This is a genomic window from Sphingomonas sp. CARO-RG-8B-R24-01 (genome assembly GCF_022662295.1).
GTDB lineage: Bacteria > Pseudomonadota > Alphaproteobacteria > Sphingomonadales > Sphingomonadaceae > Sphingomonas.
Genome location: NZ_JAKNQI010000011.1, coordinates 41,211 through 64,013, shown reverse-complemented (window position 1 = coordinate 64,013; position 22,803 = coordinate 41,211). Strand labels below are relative to the sequence as shown.

Sequence of the window (22,803 nt, the reverse complement as noted above, 5' to 3'; positions counted from 1 at the left end):
ATATCGCGTGGTTCGCAACGAAGCGAAGCAAAACGAAATCTACTGAGATGCGAAGGCTTCGGATGCAATCTCCTCGTCGTCAACCGAATCTGGTTCAAACGCGAGCATCAGCGAGGCGGCCAGCGCGAGGCCGATTCCTACCAGCTTGATCGAACCCGGCATCACGCCAAGCGCGACCAGCGAGATGATTGCAGTAGCCAGCGGCGCGCCGGCGTTGGTCAGCGGCGCAACGATGATCGCCTTCCCATAGCGAAACGCGAAAACGAGGGTCAGCGCGCCGATCGCGTTGAGCACCTGGATCCCTGCCGCCAGCCACGGGCCGTCGGCTCCGTAGTTGATCGCGCGGCTGAAATCAGTCAGCGTCAGCGCGACGGGCACGAGGGCGAGCCCGGTCACGGTCATGTAAAAGAAGATGCTTTCGCCAGACATCACGTGGTTGGCCGACTTCATGAAGTAGGCCTGAAGCCCCCAACAAGCCATGACGACCAGTGCCATCCACAGCCATGTGCCGCCCGAGGTGTCACCGCCCGGCGCAAAATCGAATGTCGGCAAAGCGAGCAGTGCCAGCACGATGCCGACCGCACCAAGGCGCCCGGTGCGCTCGCCCATGAAGAGGAACGAGAGTGCGATCGTCACCACTGGCGAGAGCGAGATGACCGGGAAGATCAGGTAGGCCGGACCGCGCGTGACGGCGTAGAACAGCACCATCTGCCCTCCTGCGCCAAGTAGGCCGACGGTAAGACCGTAAGCGATGGCGCGCGGGTTGGTATCGAGCCTCCACCTGGCCTGAGCCAGTACGATCAGCGCCGGCGGAACCATCGTCAGCGCCCACACACAGTAGACCAGGGTCTCGGGAAAGCCGTGCTGCGGTGACAGGCCGGAAAACGCGCCCCAGATCCCCCACAGGACAACCGTTGCCAAAGCGTTCAATAGCCAAGTGCGGCTGCCGGGCATCGTGTTCATGCTCATGTCGCGGTGTTTTCCTGGATCGGTGTGGCAGCGACGAGAAGGAAATGCTCGAAGCGCCCCGGAATGGTAGCCACGGGGCCGCTGACGGTGCCGAGCGAGCGGCCGGTGAAACTGTCGGTCAAGCGATGCCGCCCGGACGCCAGACCACGCAGCGTGACCGGTCCGGCCCAGCTGTCCGCGTAGAAGGCATAATGCATCTGCCCGCCGGCGCGGATCGCATGGCCCTCGGGCTTGTCGAAGCCGATGTCGTACAGGCCCCCAAGATACTCGCCCTTGGGCAGCATGTTGGCGCGGTACAGCGCGATCCACTTGCGCCACAGCACCTCGCGGTCGGGCGTCAGGGCAATGCCGCCGGGCGGCAGCGGATCGACCGTGTTGACCGGGTCGTGCGGCCAGGTAAATTTGGTCGAAACGATCGCGCCGATCCCATAATGGGTAGCGAAATCATTGTGGCGGTCGCTGAGTTCGACATGGTCGCCCGCGAACGGCGCGGATGGCCCCATCATTGCCTTGAAGGTCTTCCCCTTGAGCCGGATCTGCCACGACGAGGTCGGATCCGATGCCGGCGTATGGTTCATGCCGGCGATGTTGTGGAATGCGAAGGAGTCGCCGCATGGGCAGATCTCGATCACCGCATTCGGGTTGATCGTCATCGCCTCCTGATACAGTGCCTTCCAGAATTCCTGCAGCTTCTCGTAGGATTCCTCGGGGCGGGCGTGATTGTGTGCCGGGTTGTAACAGGGCGCCACGCCGTTCAGATGCTGGCCATCGAGCTTCAGCCCCTCGAACCCCCAATCGCCAAGAATGCGTCGTATCTGTCCGCGGAAATAGTCGACCACCGGCGGATAGGCCGGGCACAAGGTAAACGCATCCCAGAAGCTGACATTCTGCGCCGCGCCATTCTTGTCGAGCAGCAACATGTCGGGATGATCGCGCAGCAGATCAGTGCCCGGATCGGCCGCAAGCGGGGCGAGCCACAACCGCGGTCGCATTCCTCCCGCCTTGATCTGGTCGGCGAACGCCTTCATGTCGGCATCGCCGCGCGGGAATTTCTTGCGGTTGAGCTTCCAGTCGCCTTCCGACGTCTGCCAGCCGTCGTCGAGCACGGCCCATTCGAGGCCAATCTCTTTGGCCTTGCCCATTGCGGTGAGCACTTCAGCGATGGAGAAGTCTCGCCCATACCCCCAGGCGCACCACACCGGCGCGTAGCTCGGCTCGGGAATTACGGGCGCCTTGAGGCCGCGCTCGGCCATGAGCCGGCGATAAGCATCGAGCGGACGGAAGTGATCACCTTGGTGTACCATCACGAATACCGGCGGGAGCTCGAGCGTCGCACCCGGTGCGAGCATTACGGGTTGGTCGCCCGCGATCGCGATGCGCGTACCGGTCGGCTGGCCAGCAACCGGCAGCGACACGAGCCGAGGCACGGTGTCGATATGCCCCACTGCAAGCCCTGCATCACGCCGCCACACCACCGCGACCGGCGTTCCGCCGCCATAATCTGCCGCGTTCATGCCCATGAAATTGCGCTGGCCGAAGCCTGGCACGACGCGCTGTACCCAGTCACGCCGGTCCGGGTAGGAGGCGCCCGAGAAACTCCACGCACCGTCGGGGTGCGAGAGCAGATCGTGCGTCGCGGCCTGCCAGCCAGTGACGGAAAGCGGTGCATCACCGGTATTGCCATAGCTGATGTCGAGCAAGGCGAGACCGGGATAGCGGTCGAGGAACGTGACCGAAACGCGCTTTTCGACCGCTCCGCCCGCGGTACCGCGCAGATGATGGGCTCGCCCCGGACCATGCACGCCCGAAATCGGCCCGCCTGTCTGATCGAGGAGCAGGAAGTGATCGACCACCCTATCGCCCAATCGAATTGCCTCGCCCGGTTCCATCGCGGTCAGCACCATGTTCCCATGCGAAATGCGCGAATGCAGGCCGGAGTCGAACTCGAGTGTGAGCGTGCCGTCGCTCATCCGCACGGCGGGCGCGCCCTTGGCCGCGACCCGCGCAACGAAGGGCGGCGCAAAGAACAAAGCGGCGGCGGTGCCGGACAGTCGGGCAAGGAGCCGCCGGCGCGACATGATGAAACTGGGCAGATCAGCCTCCCCTAAACGTGGCTGCCGCATCGCACGACGAGCAGTCCCGGACGAGATGTGCCTGATCGTTATCGCTTGCGCAAACCAAAACGCAACATAAGATCAATTTCGTTACGTTTCCTTTGGAGAGTATGATGCGCACATTTTCGGCTTTGTTCGCAGCGACGGCCACGCTTGCGCTGATCGGCGCCGCACCCGCGCCCTCCCTCTACACCGAAGCCGACTTTGCCAGGGTCGCGAAGCTCGACGCACACGTTCACGCCAATCGCGACAGCACCGACTTCGCCGAGATCGCACGCAAGGACGGGTTCGAGCTCTTGTCGATCAACGTCGATTATCCCGACTTTCCGCCGCTCGCCAAACAGGCAGCCATCGCCTATGAGATGCATGCCGCCGATCCGAAGCATTTCCACTTCGCCACGACCTTCTCGATGCAGGGCTTCGGCACCAAGAGCTGGACCACGCAGGCGGAACGCGCCGTCGATGCGGGCTTCGCGCATGGAGCAGTGGCAGTGAAGGTGTGGAAGAACATCGGCATGATTGCCAAGGACTCCGCAGGCAAACGGGTGTTTCTCGACGATCCGCGCTTCGACCCTGTGATGGCGCATATTCAGGCGCGTGGCCTGCCACTGATCGCGCATCAGGGCGAGCCCAAGAATTGCTGGCTGCCGCTCGATCAAATGACGACGGAGAATGATCGCAGCTACTTCAGCGAGCACCCCGAATATTACATGTTCAAGCACCCCGAAGAACCAAGCTACGAAGAGCTGATGGCGGCGCGCGACCGCTTCGTGGCGCAGCATCCCAAGCTCGCGTTCGACGGGGCTCACATGGCGAGCCTGGAATGGAGTGTCGACGAGCTCGCACGCTTCCTCGATCGCAATCCCAACGCTATGGTCGATCTCGCCGCCCGAATGACGCAGGTCCAGGTTCAGTCCAATGCCAACCCCGCCAAGGTGCGCGGCTTTTTCCTGAAATACCAGGATCGGTTGATGTACGGGACCGACCTGACCGACAGCCCGATCGATCCCAACGCACGGGCGCAGAACCCGCCCGCGACTGGCAATTTCAAGAAGGAAGCCGACGATGCATGGCGCTCCGATTGGCGCTACCTCGCGACTGCGCTGTCGCAGCCGGTACCGGCGATCAAGGCCGATGCGCGTGGCCTCGCCTTACCGCGCGGTGTCATAGACAAGCTCTATTACACCAATGCGCGCCGCTTCTTTCATCTGAAGGGTTGACGCCGATGCCGTCGCTCGAGGCCGGTCCCCGGGCGACCCGGCCGCATTTGGCGTCACGCCTCCCGAACGTCGAACCCCAGCCGCTGGGACGCCAAGCGAATGCCGCCTGGCACCGGGCCGTCAGTCACGAGATGATGGATATTCTCGACCGTAACGATACGATGCAGGCAGACGCGGCCAAATTTCGAGGCGTCGGTCACTGCGATGACCTCGCGCGCCGCCTCGACCATCTTCCGGTTGAGCATCGCTTCGGGCTCGTAATGCGTCGTGATGCCACATTCGATATCGAAGCCGTCAACACCCAGGAACAGTTTGTCGACGCGCAGATGCTCCAATGCCGCAAGCGTCTGAGCACCGTAAAAAGCGCGGTTCTTGCGGCGCAACATGCCGCCGAGCATTACGATATTGAGATGTTCCTTGGCCGCGAGCACCGACAGGATATCGAGATCGTTGGTGAGGACGGTGATATCCTCGTCATCAGGCAGGAACCGCGCGATCTGTAAGGTCGTGGTGCCCGAATCAAGCACGATCGACTCGCCCGGCGCGACCATTGCGGCAGCAAGCTTGCCGATCCGTATCTTTTCGTCGGCATGGCTAGACCGTTTGACCTCGACCGGCGGTTCGGCGGTGACGTTGACCGCGTCCGCACTGATCGCGCCGCCATAGGAGCGTTCCATAACGCCGCGCGTCGCGAGGAACCGCAGATCCTTACGGATCGTCTGCATCGAAACGCCGAAACTTTCAGCAAGCGGCGCGACCTGAACGCTGCCCCGTTCACGCACCAGCGTGCTGATCCGTTGCCGCCGTTCACTCGTGTCCCGGATCATGTCTTCATTCCCTTTCCCGGAAGCTGTTGCGGTATCAGCGCCGCCTGCTTGCTTCAATCACACTTACGTTTCGTTACGGTGCATTTGTGGCGGGCGTTAGCGCGACAACTACGGTCGCCTTAAAACGTCCGACCGCCGGCGGCGGCGGTGCTGCCAACGAGAGTAGCCGTGGCAACGGTACGTACCACGCTCCAGCGCGCGTCAGCGATGTCGCAATGGAATATTCCTCCCCGACAAGCAGCGCCGTTCCGCCGCGCCCTGAGCTATCAGAAAATGGGGTGGTTGCAAGCAAGCGAAGCGAACCGAAACCTTCGCGTCCGTTGTAGCCGAACTATCCTTCAGTTCGTCGAAATAGCCCCGCCCTGCATCCACAAGCCTCTTCGATCAGGATGCGGAGCAGCAAAAATATCACATAGGTAAGTTTCGTTTCAAAGCGTTTGACATTTAAAACTGCCCCGGGGTAGCAAAGCGCAACAAAGTGTTCATCGTCAGGCATGGCTCGTGGATTTTATAGAGGGGACTAGCATGGTCGATCTTAACCGCTGGCGGCATCTCGTGCGTGCAGGTGTCAGCTTGACCGCGCTAGTCGCCGGGTCGCACGCCTTCGCGCAAACGCAACCGCAAGATGTTCCTACTAACGCGTCGACCAGTCAGACTCCTCAACGCGGTCCGGTTGCCGGGGCGCCCACCGATCAAGTGAACTCCGGTTCGACGATCCAGTCCGGCCCTGGAACCGGCGGCGAGGCGACCACGGCGGAAATCGGAACGGGAGGCCCTGACATCGTCGTTCGCGGCGTACGCGGGAGTTTGCTGCGCTCGATCGACACCAAGCGCGACGCCTCGACTATCGTCGATGCGATCTCGGCGGAAGAACTTGGCAAGTTCCCCAACCGCAACGTGGCGGAGGCCCTGTCCAACATCCCAGGCGTGACGGTCGGTCGCGACGGTCGCGGCGAAGGGCGCAGCGTCACGGTCCGCGGGCTCGGCGAAAATTTCGCGCTTACCACGCTCAACGGCCGTGTTTTGCCGACTGATGGTCCGGACCGCTCCTTCGCGTTCGACGTACTGCCGTCGGAAGTGATTTCCGGCGCTGAAATTCAGAAAGCCGCACAAGCCTCCCAGCTCGAGGGCAGCATCGGCGGCAATATCGACTTACGCACGTCGCGCCCGTTCGACCATCGCGGCTTCCACGCCGCCGGCTCGCTCGAAGGACAGTATAATCAGTTTGCGGAGAAGGGCGGCATCAAGGCGTCGGGCGTGGTTAGCACCACCTTTGCCCACGATACGATGGGCTTCCTGATTTCCGGCACATACAACAAATACAAGTTCCGTACCGACAATCTCGGAGAATATTCCAGCAACGACGTTTACGATATCGCAACGTCGCCGAACGGCCAGCGCAGCGTCATTAATGCGCCGAACGGCGGTGGCGTAATCGAACCGTACTTTTACAGCGTAGGCTATGTGCTCGGCGAGCGGCAACGTTGGGGTGGATCGACCGCCTATCAATGGAAGCCTTCCGACAGTTTCGAGCTACGCCTTGATGGCATTTACAGCAACTATACCGATACTGAGCACAACCACCGCGTTTCGGTCGGACTGACGCCGTTTGCCGACGATGGCAGCGTGCGCTACGATCTCAACAACGTGAAGATCGACAGCAACAAGGTTCTCACCAACTATACCGTCAATCCCGCAACGATCGATGTACTGGCGACCGACGAGCCGCGCAACTCGGTGACGTATCAAGTCGGCGGGCATGTCGACTGGAGACCGCTGGCTAACTTGAAGGTTGCCGCCGACCTGTCCTACGGCAAGGCGACCAACAATACCGGTGGGCAGAACCGCTTCGTCGTGGCGGGAATTCCCGGGTCGAGCGCACAGATAGCCACACGCGATGGCGGCCTGCCCGATCTCATCCTGACAATCCCCAACGCCGATGGCACACTTACCAATCGTTCGATCGATCAAGCCACTAACCAGGATCTGCGTGTCCACTATATCGGCATCCAGGGCCAGAATATTGCCGACCGCAGCACCAGCGGAAAACTCGATTTGCTATACGAAGCGAACAACGGCCTGCTGCGCTCGATCGCATTCGGCGGCGCTTATACCGACCGGAAGAAAACGGTCGACGTTATCGACAACCAATACACCACCGCCAACAATTTCGGTGGGTATCCCTTCCCCTTTTCAGCGATCGGCGCGAACGTAGTGCAGTCGCCGGAATTTACCAATATTCTCCCCAATCTAACAGGTAACTTTCCGCGCGCGATCCCGAGCTTTGACATCAACACGTATCTAGCATCGCTTTCGAAGGCAGAGAACAACCCCAACGTCATTAATCCGCGCACCGGTCAGCCTTACCCCACAGGCTATGCCACGCAACAGGTCGTGCCGGATCAACTCGCGTCATATGCCATCACCGAGCGGACTTATAACGCCTATGTTCAGATGAACGTCGGCGGGTCACGCTGGAAAGGCGATTTTGGCCTTCGCTACGTGAATACGAGCGTGAACTCGCTCGGCTATGGCGCGACCGTGCAGAGCTATCAGGTGATCGGGGTCGGCACGGCCAATGTCGTCTTCAATCCGATCGCCCCGATCACTGGCGGCGGCAGTTATCAACGCCTGCTGCCCTCGGTGAACTTCTCCTATGATATCGCCAAAGGCTTCCGAGTACGTCTGGCGGCCTCCCAGGCGATCTCTCGGCCGACCTTCGGGCAGCTGTCGTCAGCCAAGGATTACTCGGCGGCGCAGTCGAATACCCCGGTCGTAACCGATGCGGGCAACCCGAACCTCCAGCCGGTTTCGGCGGACCAGGGCGATATCTCGTTCGAATATTACCCCAATAGGCGCATCGCGCTGACCTTGGCTGGATTTTACAAACACCTCACCAACTTTGTCACCACACAGGCTGTTGCGTTCAACCTGGTCCCGACCAACCAGGTGGCGGGAGCGCCGACAAGCTTCCCGTTCACCGAACTGACCTATGTTAACGGTGACAGCGCGACCGTGTACGGCATCGAAGCCGGCGGCCAGTATTTCTTTGACAACGGCCTGGGTTTCCAAGCGAACGCGACTTACAACCGCTCCCGCGCAAAGACCGCTGGCCTGCCGACTACCGACCTGCAGGATGCCGTGCCCTTTTCTGCCAATGCCAAGATCTTTTATGAAAAGCACGGCATCAACGCGTCGGTATCGTATCAATATCAGTCCAGCTTCACTTCATCGCAATACAGCTACATCAACACGCTATCGATCAAGCAGCGGCCATATCATGAACTGGCGAGCAGCATCTCCTACGATATCCTGCCGCAGCTTACCGTCTATGTGCAGGGGTCGAACCTCCTGGATTCGGCAACGCAGCGCTACTCGACATACAGCAACGTGCCGGCTTTTTACGAATATACCGGTCGTGCATTCTTCTTCGGCGTGCGTGCCCGGCTGTGAACGAATCTAGTCCTCCCGCCCGGATTAATACCGGGCGAGGGGATGCCGTGAAGCCTTGCTTCAACACGCTTAAACGTCGCTCAACTGAGGCGCGCGTTCCGGAAGCAGCATCCCCTGACTTCCGCGAAGCACGGCCACGAATTTCAGGCGATCCACGGCCGGAGATGCGAAAGCCATTGCACAGGGGCCTCCAGCCGGGTTTGCCGCGCGACCTGCGCGCCGAGAACGCTCAGCACGCGGCCTTGCCTACGAGGCGGAGGAGACAGACCGCTTCGTCTACGAGCAGTAGACGGCGGTCGAGCGCCGCGCAACCAACCCCGCCCTCTAATCCGACCCCGATCTTCTCGCTGGCCCCGCCCTCCTCAACACGCCCGATGGGGATGGCGACGATGATGACCGTCGCAATCGCCGCTTTCTTTGGGAAGCGGCGATCAGGGCGGGGCTTTCGGTGCATAATTATGGCTTCTCCGACGCATCGGTATACTAAGCGAACAGCTGGGCGCCGTGCGAAACGTGCGCGAACCCTAGAAACGGGTACGCGCATCTACCCGCCCTGCGACACACTGCTCGCAACGCGCAGTGGTCTCTATTTCCGCGGCTTTGACCAGAAGGCTTGCCGACCTTCGGCGATTTCAAGGACGCACTGGACGGGGTGCATACCGTTGAGACCGGAATGGCCGACAATAAATACTCGCTCGGCCTAGGTGCGCGAGTAGCTGGCGGTTGAGTATCCCGGCCCGTAACCGAACGGATAAAGTGCCTCGTTTGTCACTTCCCTGTAGCGCGCTTTCCATGCCGGGTCCGCGCCGAGTTGTGGGCCACCTGTGCTGCGATGGTCGTAATAGAACGGTTCCTGTCCTGATTTCTGTGGGAAGCTAACTGGCAGGCGTCCCTGCGGCGCGACGGCGCCGAACACGATATCGGCCAGCGCATGGCCCGTCTCGGAGCCAAGGAACCAGGTGGCCAGAATGGCCGACGCCGCGCGAACCGCTCCGCTCAGCACGAGCGCACGCCCGTGACGCAGCAACACGATGACCGGTTTGCCGGTCGCAGCGACGGCTTCGGCTAGTGCCATTTGCGCCTCGGGGATCGTCACTTCGACGCGCGCCTGCGCCTCGCCCGACATCCGCGCGCTTTCGCCAATCACCAGCACGACTACGTCCGACGCGCGCGCAGCGGAAACCGCCTGCTCGATCCCACCCGCGAGCGGCGCCTCGTAATCTGCGCCGCGTGCAACGCGATGGGTCGCGCCCGCCGCTAGTGCGGCGCGAAACCCCTCCTCTGGAGTAACGCAGGTCGTAAAATCTGGAAAGCTCGCCCACGGCCCTGGCATATCGCCCTTGTCAGACACGCAAGGGCCGACCAGCGCGATATTGGTCGACCTCGCCAATGGCAGAAGGCCGCCGTCATTCTTGAGCAGCACGATCGACTTGCCCGCCGCCTCGCGCGCGAGCGCGATCGCTCGCGGCAGGCGCACGTCGCGCTGCTCTCGTGCAAGGTCGAGCGAGCGATAGGGATTGTCGAACAGGCCGCGTTACTGCATCGTCGACGAAAAGGTGGGGCGCGTCTACTACACGAGGGCAGGTATCGAGCAATACGAGGCTGCGCAAGTGTGACGTAAACAATTCCTGGACGAAGGTGCACGCCAGCCACCAAGCCGCGCGTATCGCTCCCTCGCCAGATTCTGGATTTGCGATTTAGCGTGACCTATAATCAGCCATTCACTGCACTTTTTCGGCTCCTCGACTACGGCCATTCGTTAAGGTCTAACGAAGCTGTCGATTATGGTTTGAACGGCAGTTGCCGGCGCAATGAACGCCCGGGCGGCATAGGTGCCTAATGGTCATCTCCCTGCGAAAATCGTCGTCGGTCCGCCTTTAGGGATTGCGAGTTGGATGGAATCCTAGCTCGCCGCCGCCATCAGCCACTCTCTGAAGACACGCATCGCTGGTGTGTCTTGCCGCGTCATCAGCCGAGTCAGCCAATAGCGCCCTGTTGTGATTTCGATCGCGAACGGCTGGATGAGGCGCCCGGTCGTCAGATCGTCCGCGAACATCGCAGGCGGCGCGATGGCCACACCGAGCCCAGCCTTCGCGGCCGCAACCATCAGGATCGATGTGTCGAACACCAGTCCGCGGATCGGCGGCGGTGGCACACCAGCCGCTGCGAACCAGGACGGCCATTCGTCGGGCCGATAGGACCGGAACAACGTCTCGCGCGCCAACGATTCGGGCATCGTTAGGCGATCAGCCATGGTGGGCGTGCATAAAGGCGACAGCGGTGCGTCAAGGATCGGTTCTGCGTGAACGCCGTGCCAGGCGCCGTCACCGAAGCGGATCGCCAGATCCAGACCTTCGCCTGCAAGATCGACGCGATTGTTGTTGGTCATCAGCCGCAAATCGACATGTGGATGGGCTCGACCGAAGTCGGTCAGTCTAGGCAGGAGCCAACCGCCCGCGAACGTACCCACGACTCCCACGCTCAGCACTTCGCGCAGGCGCCCGCCGGCATAGCGGTCGAGCGTGGCGCCGATTGCATCGAAAGCGCCAGCGACGACCGGCACGAGCGCATGGCCCTCGTCGGTCAACGCCAGACCGCGCGGCAAACGGCGGAACAGCGGCATGCCGAGTCGCCGCTCGAGCGCCGCGACCTGATGGCTGATCGCGCCTTGACTGACCCGCAGCTCGATCGCGGCGCGGGTAAAGTTGAGATGGCGCGCCGCCGCCTCGAAAGCGCGCAGCGCGTTTAAAGGAAGGTGGGCACGGTCCATTCGTTACGCATGAACGGGACTCATGCCTCTGTCGAGATATGATGCTTTGCGCCATGACCGATCTTTGTCGCATCCACTTTAAGAGCTAAGGGAGATTGGGCGTGAAACGACTTATGGCGGCTATGGCTGGTCTAGCGGGAATGGTCTGCGCACCCGGAATTTCTCATGCCGACGATCCGCTGCTGCGTCCGATCAAGCCCGCCGGCGCGGCTGCGTGGATCACGCCGCAAGCGCCTCTGCACATTTACGGCAACACCTATCTCGTCGGTTTTGGCGCGCTCAATGTGGCTCTGATCCGGACGTCGGCCGGTCTGATCCTGATTGACGGTGCGGTGCCACAAGGGGTGCGCGCGATCGAGGCCAATATCCGCCGGCTCGGTTTTCGCATTGCCGACGTGAAACTGATCCTAAATACCGAGCCGCATTTCGATCATGCCAGCGGCATCGCCGCCCTCGCCCGCGACAGTGGCGCGACCGTGATTGCCAGCGCCGCCGCCGCCGCCGTGCTGCGCTCGGGGCAGCCCGATTCCGATGATCCGCAGATCGCCTGGGGTGTCGCATACCCCGGCGTCCGACGTGTGCGTGCCATTGCCGACGGCACGCCGATCCGCCTTGGCGACACCATCGTGACTCCTCATATTACCGCCGGACACACCCCCGGCAGCATGAGTTGGACGTGGCGATCCTGCGAAGGCGATCGATGTTTGAACACGGTCTTTGCCTCCAGCCTTAACCCGATCGCCGGGCCGGGCTATCGCTACACAGGACATCCCGAAGAAGCCGACGCCTTCCGCCGCAGCTTTGCCACCTTACGCGCGCTGCCCTGCAACATCCTCCTGACGCCGCACCCCGGGCAGTCCGACGGCGATGTCAAAGCGCGCAAGCTGGCGGTATCGCGAATCCCTAATCCGTTTATCGACGACAAAGCCTGCCGAATTTATGCGAAAAAATATGCGGCATTGTTCGAGAAGCGGATCGCGGACGAGAAGGCCGGCCAGGCAAAATAGTTTGCTCGTCGAGTTGAAGGGATACGACCCAATGCCGCCCATTCGTAACCTGGTTCCAGCTTCTCCGTTTCTGTCATCCATTCGGGTTGGTAGCGTGACGGTTGCGCCAGAGGATTTCGACCTACTGCCCGCCGGCTTACCCAGAGGGATGCGGTTCTACTGAGCTGAGCAGTCTTCTCGCCAACCGCTATGATCCCATAGACAGCCTTCAATCAGTGTGTATTATTATGGCAACACACCTTGAGGATGCCTTGTATGATGTTGACGATGCTTGCTGCCGCGGCGATTGCGGTCACTCCCGCGCCACAGCCCGCCCCGATCCAAGTCATGGTTCTAGGCACCTACCACTTCGGGAACCCTGGTCGCGACAAGGTCAATGTCCGCGTCGACGATGTCACTACACCGCACCGTCAGCGCGAGCTCGAAGCGCTGGCGGAATCTATCGCGACGTTCAAGCCGACGCGGGTCATGGTTGAGGTGCAACGTCCTGGCCCGTCCTACGACGTTGCAGATTTCACGAGCTTCTCACCTGCACTGCTCCGCACCGACAGGGACGAAACGACGCAGATTGGCTACCGTGTCGCGTCCCGCGTTGGTCTGCGATCGGTCCAAGGCATCGACGAACAGCCTGGCAAAGGCGAGCCCGACTACTTCCCAATCGGCCGTGTCGAAACCTATGCGAAGGTACATGGTGAACAGGCTTACCTCGACGCGGCTTTCGCACGAGTTCAAGCCTCTGCGCATCAGTTCGAGAAAGAACAGGCGACCACCAGCATCCCAAAGATGCTGATCCGCTACAACGACCCCTCAACCCCGATGGGCGGTCAGGACTCCTATTACTCAATGCTCCGGTTCGGTGATGGCGATGACCAGCCGGGGGCGGACCTCAACGCCATGTGGTACCTGCGCAACGCCAAAATCTTTGCCAAGCTCATCAATGTGGCGAAGCCTGGAGATCGCATCCTGGTCGTGTACGGAGCAGGCCATGGTTACTGGCTGCGGCACTTCGCCGCCACCACGCCAGGCTACGAATTGGTCGATGTAACACCCTATCTCCAAAGGGCAGCGGATCAGATACGATGATCGGAGAGACCCAATCCCGGCCACTCGCGCCCCGTTTTCGGCTCACCAACAGCGGACATCGGTTCGTTTCCCATTACACCGCAGATTGGCGGAGAACAGCGTCAACAGTGGCAGACCGGCGCCAACGCCCGGCATAGCCGAGCGCGCTAGATACCAGGACCCCGCAAGAAGCATTGCCCAGTGCGGCCGCGATCTGGCGCCTGAGCACCGCGACAGCCACCGGGATGCGCTGCGCTAGCGGCGCGGAGCGGTCGATTGGCGCAATTCGAGTTTGGCCGGCACGATGATAGGCTGCTCGGGGGCATCACGTCCGGCGAGCTCGCCGATGATGAGTTCGACGGCGCGTGCAGCGAGGTCGGCGATCGGCTGATCGATCGCGGTGAGCGGTGGGTGCGTGAAGCGCACGATCGGCGTATTGTCGAAGCTGATCAGCGACACGTCGCGCGGCACCACCATCCCGCGCTCACGGCACAACTCTAGCGTGGCGAGCGACATCTGGTCGTTGCTCGCAATGATCGCGGTCGGCGGATCGGCCGCATCGAGCAAGGTGGCTGCAGCGTCACGCCCCGACGCATAGCCGAAATCGCCGCGTGCCAGCAGGGTGTCAGGCAAGCCCGCTGCGGCCATCGCCGCCCGCCAGCCGTCAATACGCCACCCGCTCAGCGTATAATCGTCTGGTCCGCCGATGAAGCCGATCCGATCATGGCCCAGTGCGATCAGATGCTCAGTCGCAAGCTGCGCCGCGCGTTCCTCGTCCATTGACAGCGCGAAGCCTGCGCCCGCGCGCCGCGACCCGATCCGCGCGAAGCTGATCCGCTGCGCCTCGAGCAGATCGATGATCAGCGGATGCTCCGAATGCGGCGGGGTCAGGATCACGCCGTCGGGCTGGAGCGCGGCGATCGCCCCCATCAGTTCGCGCGCGATATGGTCGCTGTGCGTATCGACCAGCTCGACGATCATGCGATAGCCGTAGGTCGCGCAGGTCAGCATCCCGCCGAGCAGCATCTGATCGACCCAGTCGACGCCTTGGCGCGCGCGCCAGTCGGCGAGCGTGCGCTCGCGGTCGTTGAGCGCGACGATCAGATAGGAGCGCGATCCGCCCATCCGCTGCGCCGCGATCGAGGGGACGTAGCCGAGCCGGTCGATCGCCTCCTGCACGCGCGTGACCATCTCAGGCCGTACGCCGGGCTCCTTGTTGATGACGCGGCTGACAGTCTGCAGCGAAACCCCTGCATCCGCCGCGACGTGCTTGATCGTGACGGCCTGGCGCCGGCGTGCCATTCCGCTCAGCCGCCGCAATATTGCGCGACATAGGCGGCGTGCGGCGGCAACCCCGCCACGGTGCGCGTGACATTGTCGCGCAGCGTCGCGAGGAACCTCGCCAGTTCCTCATCGGGGAGCTTCGCGGCAATCGGGTGGTGGGTGGCGGGTTCGATCCCCTGCCCCATCATCACCTGCACCCAACTATTTTCCGCGAACAGTTCCTCGTTCCGCCGGAACACGCGACCAGTCTCGCGGAACAAGGCGATCTTCTGCGCGAGAGTCTCGGGTACGTCCATTGCCGCGCACTGCCGCCAGAACGCGGACTCGCGGCGGTTGGTCGCCTTGTAATGTAGAATCAGGAAATCGCGGATCTGCTCCATGTCGGCGAATTGCTGGTCGTTGAATTCGGCGATATCGCGCGGCGAGATCGCCCCCGCCGGCATCATCCGGATCAGCCGCAAAATCGCGCGCTGAATAAGATGGATGCTGGTCGATTCGAGCGGCTCCATGAACCCGCCCGACAGCCCGATCGCAACGACGTTGCGGTGCCATTGCCGCCGCCGTGCGCCGGTGACGAAGCGGATATGGTTCGGCTCGGTCAGCACGGTCCCTTCGACGTTACCGAGCAGGCGGGCAAGCGCTACGTCGCGGTCGAGATAGCGGCTGCAATAGACGATGCCGTTGCCGGTGCGATGCTGTAGCGGGATGCGCCACTGCCACCCGGCGTCGTGCGCCATCGCTCGCGTATAGGGTACGGGCGGGCGGACGTTCTCGGTCTGCACTGCGATCGCTGAATCGCACGGCAGCCAGTGGCTCCAATCGTCGAACCCGGCATGCAGCGCCCGCTCGATCAGCAGCGCGCGAAAACCGGTACAGTCGAGGAATAGGTCGCCTTCGACGACGACTCCGGATTCGAGATGCAGCGCAGCGACGTCGCCGCTTTCGCCATCGAGCGCGACATGCGCGATCCGCCCTTCGATCCGCCGCGCGCCGTCGCCTTCCGCCATCCGCCGCAGGAACTGCGCATAGAGCGAGGAATCGAGCTGATACGCATAGTTCATCCGCTCGTCGGGGAGATGCGCGAACCTGCCCTCCATCGCCGCGACCAGCTCGAGGCAATAGGCGTCGTACGCCGCGTCATGCCCACGCTCGCGGCCGTTGAGCCAGAAATGCTGGAAGCCCGCCGACCAATGGTCTTGTCCGGTCGTGCCGAACGAATGGAAATAGCGGTCGCTGCCGTCCTTCCATCCATCGAACAGGATGCCAAGCTTGAAGGTCGCCTGCGTCGCGCGCATGAAATCGGCCTCGCCGATGCCGAGCAGCCGATTATAGGTAACGAGCGGCGGGATCGTCGACTCGCCCACCCCGATAGTTCCGATCGCGTCGGATTCGATCAGCGTCACCGCGGCGGTGCGGCCCATCGTCCGCGCAATCGCTGCGGCGGCCATCCACCCTGCGGTGCCGCCCCCGGCGACGACGATCCGGCGCGGGCTGGCGGTCATGCGCTGAGGCTCCTGAGCAGGAAGGCGCGGATGCGATCGGCGCTTTCCGGGGTTAGCGGGGCGAGAATACTGCGGCCCTCCACTGGAATATGTGCGGTCACGTCGTCGCCATTGTTGAAAACGTAATAGTCGAACATGTCGCGCCAATGCTGCTTCTGATCGGCGGGCAGATCGCGGATTGCGAGCAGCGCATGATTGAGCGCATCCTGCGGCGAGCCCATCCAGCGCGGCGTCTCGCGCCACCAATAGTTCACCAGTACGTTGAAATCGGCGAGCCCCTCAACGTGATGCCACCATAACGCTGGGATGTAGAGCGCATCGCCCGCTTCGAGGTCTGCGACCTGCGCATGTGCTAGCGCTTCAGGGAATCGCGAGTGGAGTTGCGCATCCGGAGCGTGAAAATCGACCATGCTGATCGCGCGACCCGCGGGCGTGTTGTCGATCGGCCCGAGGTGCAGATTGCGGAACTGCTCGCGGGGGAACAGCGTGAAGCGCCGCCGCCCCGCGGCCACGCACGCCAGATTGTTGGGCAGATCGTTATGCGCGGCGATCCGCGTCCTGGTGCCGATCCAGATACTCGCGAGGCACGTGCGGTCGCCGAGATCGACCTGGTTCGCCTCGTACAGGCCGGTGAAGAACTGGTGCATGTCGATCGACGCGAGATAGACCGGCGGCGCCCCCGCCTGCCCCTCGATCGCGTCGATCCGCTGGAAGATGTCGGGCAGCTTGGCACGCAGTGTGCGAAAATTCATCGCCATGGCCGCATCGTAGAACAGGCGCCCGTCGCCGCCCGGCTCGCCGACCGCGACGGTGAAGGCGGTGTCGCGGTGATGCCGCAGCAGATATGCGCGCGTCTCGCGCGACGAGCGACGACCCGCCGCGACCAGCGGCCAATCCTTGACCAGCCCGCGTACGACGAACGGCGCGTCGGCGTCATGCAACCGCGCGCCGAGCTCGGCCGCGTCCGCCACAACGATTTCCGGCACCTTCGCCAGATCGTGGAAGATACCGGGATGTGCCTTAGCCAAGCGGCATGTCCCGCCGGCTCTTGCGGTCGATAAGTTCGCTGACGTTGGCGAGCGAGGCGAGCGCCATGAAGATCGGCAGCAAATGCCCATCGGCATGCAATTCGCCGAGCGCGCTCGCGTCAAGCTGTTGCAGCCGTTCCTCGGCAATGCCGTGATAGCCGACCAGGCGATTGATGCTCCCATCGGGCAGCGTGATCTCGAGCGTCAGCGGCTCGAGCAACTCGTGCCGCGCGAGCGCCGCAAAGAACCCTTCGCTCGCCTGCCACCCCGCATCGAGCTCGCCAAGCTGCGCGGCGAGCGTCTCGAGATACGGCGTCGCGCGGCCCAGATCGTCGAACACGCGCACCCCCTCGCCCCCCGGGGCGATGCGCGGGCTGTCGAGGTCGAGATGCACTTGCTTGTCGCCGCCGGGGGTCGCGGGGTGGCCGACCAGAAAGGGCTGGATCTCCAGCGCGAGCGGACGATAGCGCGCATCCCAGCGATCGCCATCGAGGAACAGGTTCTCGCCCGGTTCGAACCCGAACATCGCCAGCGCCTGGAAGCGATCGCGCTGCGGGGTCAGCCGGAAAAGGATCGGATAGACGTTCTGCACGCGGCGAAACTCGCTCGGCACGATCAGGCACGACATCACCGCATCGCCCAGATCCGCACCGCGCCTCGGCCGGATGCGCAGCGTGCGGTGCTCCTCGCTGGTGAGCAGAACGTGGTTGGTCATCAGGGAATCTGCTCCATAGCGATCGATCGATGGTCCGCCCGGCACGCATCGAGATAGACGCGGATTGGCGGCAGCGTCGCAAGCATGCCACGCGTGCGCTGCGCGATCTGTGCGAGCGACGCCGCCCGGCGCGTGCCGAACGGTCCCGGCCGGGGGAGCTGCGCGTGCATGCCGTAGAGGATATACTGATAGCTCGCTGCCGGGAACAGCTCGTCGAGCATCGGCAGGTCGGCCCGCAGCGGCGGCCGGTGCCGCCACAGCGCCAGCAGTTCGGCAAGGCGCGGCGGGATCGAGGCATGGTCGCGATGATCCCGCCAATAAAGCTCGTCGCGTCGGCTGAGTACGTAGTGCAGTTTGAGGAATTCGACTATCCCGTCCCAACGATAGCGGAACAACCGGTTGAACCGCGCCGCCGTCAGCGGCATCGTTTCGCGCGTCGGCCAGTCGTCAAGCAGCGCGTCGAGCGTCAGCTCGATCGTCACGATCGCCGACGCTTCCAAAGGCTCCAGGAACCCCGCCGACAATCCGACCGCGAGACAATTGCCGCGCCAGAATTCCGCTCGGTGCCCCGAGCGGAAAGTCAGCCGGCGCGGCGCGATCGGCGCGGTCGTCCCGAGATACGCGCGCAGCGTCTCAAGCGCGGCATCGTCGCTCATATGCGCGGAGGAATAGACGCACCCGACGCCGCGCCGCGTCGGCAGGCCGATGTCCCAGATCCAGCCCGCGGCATGTGCGGTCGCGTCGGTCTGCGCGGCGATTGGACTATCGGCGGCGACGGGCACCTGCACCGCGAGCGCGCGATCGTTGAACAGCACGTTGCTACGGTCGATCAACGGCACGTCACCGACCAACAAGGCCGCATGGCCGGTACAATCGAGAAACAGGTCGCCCGCGACGGCGCCCTGGTCGCGGGTCCGGACGGCGAGCACGTCGCCGTTTTCCGCGCGATCGACCGCGATCACGTGATCGCGTAGATGCCGCACGCCGAGCCGCTCGGTCGCGTGCCGCAGCAGCAGCGCGGCGAGCTTGGCCGCGTCGAGATGATAGCCATAGTTCAACGCGCCCGCATAATCGGGCATCGCCCGCTGGCGCGGCGCCAGGCCCTGCCCGGCCACGTGCGGCTGCGGCGTGACGGCGTCGGCGAAGGCGGCCCCGGCGGCCTCGGCCTGCCAGACGGCCAGCAGCGCGCGTGCGTCGGCTTCGGCGGGCGGGGTAAAGGGATGAAAATAGACATCGTCGGCCGCGCCGGTCGCCCAGCCGCGAAAGCGCGAGCCGTGCTTGAACGACGCATCGCACGCCAGCAGGAACTCGGCCTCGCCGATCCCGATCTGCTCGAGCGTCGCGCGCATCGTCGGCCACGTGCCCTCGCCGACGCCGATCGTCGCCACATCGGGCGATTCGACCAGCGTAACGGTGATCGGCTGCGCCGCGCTTGGCCGCGCCGCCGCGGCGATCCGGCAGGCGGCAAGCCAGCCTGCGGTGCCGCCGCCGACGATGACGACATTGGTGATGGCCGTATCCAATTGGCCCGTCCTGTTGGTGGTCCGTGCGCGGAAACCCGTTCGACAGCGCTTGTGCCGTGCGGACCCGAGAAACGCCACCCTCGCATCGCGAGGATGGCGCTTTTCCGCGCTCTTAGAACGTAATCCGCGCGCCCGCCGAATAACGCGGATCCTGCTTGGTTACGAACGCGACGTTGCGATCCGAACGGAGATGGCCGCTGCGATCCTCGCTGTTGACGTTGATCCCCTCGACGAACACCGAGATGTTCTTGGTGAGCGCATAGCTCGCGCTGACGTCGAGCTGGCCATAGGTATCGACATAGAACGGGTTGACCCCCGCCCCCGACAGATACCCCTTCCGCCAGTTATACGCGGCACGCGCCTGCAGCCCGTTCTTGTCGTAGAACAGCACCGCGTTGGCGCTGTCCGACAGCCCGGTGATCGCGAACTGCGAGACGCTCGCCGGCAGAAGGTTGTTGTAGTTCTGATTTCCGCGCACGATCGTGTAGTTGAGGATCGTGCCGAACCCGGTGTTCCAGAAATTGTGCTGGATCGCGAATTCGAACCCGTCGACGTTGGCGGTCTGCGCGCTGTTGAACGGCGTCGTAATCACGAAGTTGACCAGCGGATCGTTCGGCTGCGCGACGATCGTCCCGTTGACCACGCCGCCCGGATAGTTGGCGCCGATATAGTCGCGAATCTGCGCATAGGTGGCGTTCGCCCCCAAGGCGTTGAGCGCCGCCTGATAACGCGGGCCGTTCTGCGTCACGCCGTTGAAGGTCGTGGTCGGCGAGGTGATCCCCTGGATCGTCTGGTTGACGACGGTGCTGCTGATATAGTTCGACACGTTCTTATGGAAATAGCCGATCGAGATGTAGCTCTCCTTGTTGTAATACCATTCCGCCGACAGATCGATATTCTTCGACTTGAACGGGATCAGATTGGGATTGCCGACCGAGCCCGTGCCACCACCGACGCGGAACAGCGTGTCGAGCCGACGGCCGCCCTGCAGGCTGCCATAGTCGGCCCGCGTGATGGTGTGGCTGTACGACGCGCGCAGCTTGATCGTGTTGGTCGGCTCGATGTCGAAATCGACCGACGGCAGCCAGTTCTGATAACTGCCCTTGAACGTGGTGAAGCTGGTCCCGTTGAACAGGATGTTGAACTCGTTCTGCGAATTCTGCCGTGCACCGGATGGGGCCGGTACCAGGGCGGTCGCGCTGACGTCGGTCGTCTCGTAGCGCAGGCCACCGATGACATGCCCGGGGATCGAGAAGACGTCGAACTTGCCGTTGAACTGGAAATACGGCGCGATCGTCTTTTCGCGCACACGCGAGTCCGTGGTGTACGGGATCAGGCACTGCCCGTTGCCGCCGCAGATCTTGTACGCTTGATCGAGCAGCGTGACGACGCTGGGCAGGTTGAACGTGTAGAACGACTTGACGATGTCCGCCGAATTGGCGCCGCTGATGCCTGAGAATTTGTCGGGAATGCTGGTCAGCGTGAACAGGCTGTCGGGAAGCAATGCCGCCGCCGCCGCGCGCTGCGCCGCGCTGTCGCCGCCGGTGCCGCCCCAGGTGTCGTTCTGCAGCACACTATAGGCCGAGCGGACCTTGTTGTCAGTGTACTGCACCCCCCAGTCGAGGCTCTCGAGGAAGCCGTGGCTGTGGTCGTAATGCCCCTTCAGCTGGATCTGGTTGATCTCGTCGCGGAAGTAGGAATTGCGGAACGCGTTGCCGGTCGGGACGATGTTCGCGGCATTGAGCGGATCGATGCCCGAATACATGTTGTACGAGATCACGGGCAGCTGATTCTGGAAATTGACCGTCTGATTCTGGATGCCGAACACCGCTGTGCCGACCGAATTGCTGTTGCCATACGGGCTGTTGGGCTTCGATTCCGCCGTCGAGTGGTTGACGTCGAGCACGACGGTGACGCCGCCCGGCCCCTTCCAGGTCAGATTACCGCCGATCGCCTTGTTCTCGCTGCGCGCCGAGGTCTGCGACGCCGAGTAAGCGAGATCCTTGGTCTCCGCCGCGCCGAACCGCTCGGTGTAAAAATTCGGCCCGGCGACCGGGCCGTTGGTCCACGAGCTCGACGTGTCGTTGTGATTGTACCAGATGCCGACGCTGTTATCGCGAATGTCGACGGTGTTGCGTGAATAGGTATAGTCGAACGTCGCCGTGAGCGTGTCGGTCGGCTTGAACTGCAGCACCGCCTGTCCGTTGATGCGCTTGCGCTTGCCGTTGACGACGTCATAGCCCGCATTCTGCGGCACCTGATAAACGTCGGTCGCACCCGGACGGTTGGTGATGTTGGCGGCACGCGGGTCGCCAGGTTGCGCGAGCGACCCCCAATTGTTCTCGGCACCGAGATAGCCGTCGCGGAAGCCGACATTGGCCGCGTTTGCGCTGAAATGACGCTCCTGGAACGAGCCGAGCACGAGCACGCCGATGCGGTCGTCGGCGAAGGTGTCGGAGAAGATCCCCGACACTTCAGGGGTCACGTCCTTGCCGCCGTTCTGCGACGTATCGACCACGCCGCGCGCCGACAGCGACCCGCGCAGGCCTGGCTTGTCGAACGGCCGCGGGGTCCGGATGTTGATGGTCGAGCCAATGCCGCCCGACGGCACGCTCGCGCGGCCCGATTTGTAGACTTCGAGCGCCGCGACGCCTTCGGATGCGAGGTTGGCGAAATCGAACGAGCGCGACACGGGGGCGCTGTTGCCGTCGCCGATCGTCGAGGTGGCGAGCTGGCGGCCGTTGAGCGTGACGAGGTTATATTCGGGGCCGAACCCGCGAACGGTGACGAACTGGCCTTCGCCGTTCGAACGATCGATCGACACGCCAGTGATGCGTTGGAGCGATTCAGCGAGGTTGGTGTCGGGGAACTTGCCGATATCCTCGGCCGAGATCGCATCGACGATGCCCTGCGCATTGCGCTTGAGGTTGATCGAGCTGCGCAGCGAGGCGCGGATCCCGGTGACGACGATTTCGCCGCTCGTATCCGTACCGTCGGCGGTCGCGGTGCTTTGTGTCGTCGTGGTGCTGGTCGGCTGGTCCTGCGTCGTCGACGGACCGGTGTTGCCCATCGTCGATGCAGCGTCCTGCGCCAGTGCGATCATCGGATAGCCCGCCAGCGCGAGCGTGGATACGCCCAGCGTCAAACGCGTAGCCAAACGGGTGCTGAAGCCCCCCATGTCATCCTCCCTGGTATCGGCGCGTTACCCCTGCGCCCTCTTGTTTGAGAACGTTCACTTGTTCCGCAGCAGATGGATTGTCAAGTCGGCGGAGTGGCACAAACGCGATGTTGTGAACGTTCCCAGGATGTGCTGTCTGTGCCGTAAAGGC

General features: G+C 62.9%; 15 protein-coding genes. 4 read left to right on the top strand and 11 right to left on the bottom strand.

What is annotated here, in order from left to right; translation table 11 throughout:
• Positions 1-39 precede the first annotated feature (39 nt).
• On the bottom strand, positions 40-969 hold the full coding sequence (locus tag L8G49_RS18745; protein ID WP_242187321.1) for a DMT family transporter: 930 nt from the start codon (positions 967-969) through the stop codon (positions 40-42).
• Positions 966-3,047, bottom strand: a complete 2,082-nt coding sequence (locus L8G49_RS18740; RefSeq protein WP_242187320.1) for a glycoside hydrolase family 36 protein — start codon at positions 3,045-3,047, stop codon at positions 966-968. Before L8G49_RS18740 ends, L8G49_RS18745 begins: the two co-directional genes overlap by 4 nt.
• 146 nt (positions 3,048-3,193) lie before the next feature.
• Here L8G49_RS18740 and L8G49_RS18735 point away from each other — a divergent pair, with 146 nt between their 5' ends.
• A complete protein-coding gene (locus L8G49_RS18735) occupies positions 3,194-4,303 on the top strand; it encodes an amidohydrolase family protein (RefSeq protein WP_242187318.1) in 1,110 nt (369 codons plus the stop codon).
• A 53-nt stretch (positions 4,304-4,356) separates the two neighbouring features.
• On the opposite strand, the gene agaR is transcribed toward L8G49_RS18735, so the two are convergent.
• Positions 4,357-5,130: a transcriptional repressor AgaR gene (gene agaR, locus L8G49_RS18730; RefSeq protein ID WP_242140195.1), complete on the bottom strand. Its 774-nt coding sequence runs from the start codon at positions 5,128-5,130 to the stop codon at positions 4,357-4,359.
• A 525-nt stretch (positions 5,131-5,655) separates the two neighbouring features.
• Here agaR and L8G49_RS18725 point away from each other — a divergent pair.
• Positions 5,656-8,583, top strand: a complete 2,928-nt coding sequence (locus tag L8G49_RS18725; RefSeq protein ID WP_242187317.1) for a TonB-dependent receptor — start codon at positions 5,656-5,658, stop codon at positions 8,581-8,583.
• A gap of 700 nt (positions 8,584-9,283) precedes the next feature.
• Here the strand turns inward: L8G49_RS18725 and L8G49_RS18720 are convergent.
• Both L8G49_RS18720 and L8G49_RS18715 read right to left on the bottom strand, forming a co-directional pair.
• Positions 9,284-10,060 (bottom strand): glycoside hydrolase family 3 C-terminal domain-containing protein, encoded by a 777-nt coding sequence (locus L8G49_RS18720; protein WP_242187315.1) that lies wholly within the window; start codon positions 10,058-10,060, stop codon positions 9,284-9,286.
• Between the two features lie 426 nt (positions 10,061-10,486).
• Positions 10,487-11,353, bottom strand: a complete 867-nt coding sequence (locus L8G49_RS18715; RefSeq protein ID WP_242141155.1) for a LysR family transcriptional regulator — start codon at positions 11,351-11,353, stop codon at positions 10,487-10,489.
• A 101-nt stretch (positions 11,354-11,454) separates the two neighbouring features.
• Between L8G49_RS18715 and bla the strand changes: the two genes are divergently transcribed.
• Positions 11,455-12,360 carry a subclass B3 metallo-beta-lactamase gene (gene bla / locus L8G49_RS18710; RefSeq protein ID WP_242187314.1) on the top strand — a complete coding sequence of 302 codons (906 nt, stop codon included), beginning with the start codon at positions 11,455-11,457 and terminating at the stop codon, positions 12,358-12,360.
• Positions 12,361-12,615: 255 nt separating this feature from the next.
• The gene (locus L8G49_RS18705) at positions 12,616-13,443 is read left to right on the top strand and encodes a DUF5694 domain-containing protein (RefSeq protein WP_242187311.1); all 828 of its coding nucleotides are present in this window, start codon (positions 12,616-12,618) and stop codon (positions 13,441-13,443) included.
• 234 nt (positions 13,444-13,677) lie between these two features.
• Here L8G49_RS18705 and L8G49_RS18700 read toward each other — a convergent pair whose 3' ends face one another.
• The 6 genes from L8G49_RS18700 to L8G49_RS18675 form a co-directional block, all read right to left on the bottom strand.
• A complete protein-coding gene (locus tag L8G49_RS18700) occupies positions 13,678-14,724 on the bottom strand; it encodes a LacI family DNA-binding transcriptional regulator (protein WP_242187309.1) in 1,047 nt (348 codons plus the stop codon).
• Positions 14,725-14,729: 5 nt separating this feature from the next.
• Entirely contained in the window at positions 14,730-16,208 is a 1,479-nt protein-coding gene (locus L8G49_RS18695) for a tryptophan halogenase family protein (RefSeq protein ID WP_242187307.1), read from the bottom strand.
• Complete coding sequence (locus L8G49_RS18690; RefSeq protein ID WP_242187306.1) at positions 16,205-17,236, bottom strand: cupin-like domain-containing protein; 1,032 nt, start codon at positions 17,234-17,236, stop codon at positions 16,205-16,207. The genes L8G49_RS18695 and L8G49_RS18690 overlap by 4 nt, the downstream gene beginning before the upstream one ends.
• Complete coding sequence (locus L8G49_RS18685) at positions 17,229-17,951, bottom strand: SapC family protein (RefSeq protein ID WP_242187304.1); 723 nt, start codon at positions 17,949-17,951, stop codon at positions 17,229-17,231. The genes L8G49_RS18690 and L8G49_RS18685 overlap by 8 nt, the downstream gene beginning before the upstream one ends.
• Complete coding sequence (locus L8G49_RS18680; RefSeq protein ID WP_242187302.1) at positions 17,951-19,474, bottom strand: tryptophan 7-halogenase; 1,524 nt, start codon at positions 19,472-19,474, stop codon at positions 17,951-17,953. Before L8G49_RS18680 ends, L8G49_RS18685 begins: the two co-directional genes overlap by 1 nt.
• A gap of 112 nt (positions 19,475-19,586) precedes the next feature.
• Positions 19,587-22,652, bottom strand: coding sequence for a TonB-dependent receptor (locus L8G49_RS18675; protein ID WP_242187300.1), 3,066 nt, complete (start codon positions 22,650-22,652; stop codon positions 19,587-19,589).
• Between the last annotated feature and the right edge of the window lie 151 nt (positions 22,653-22,803).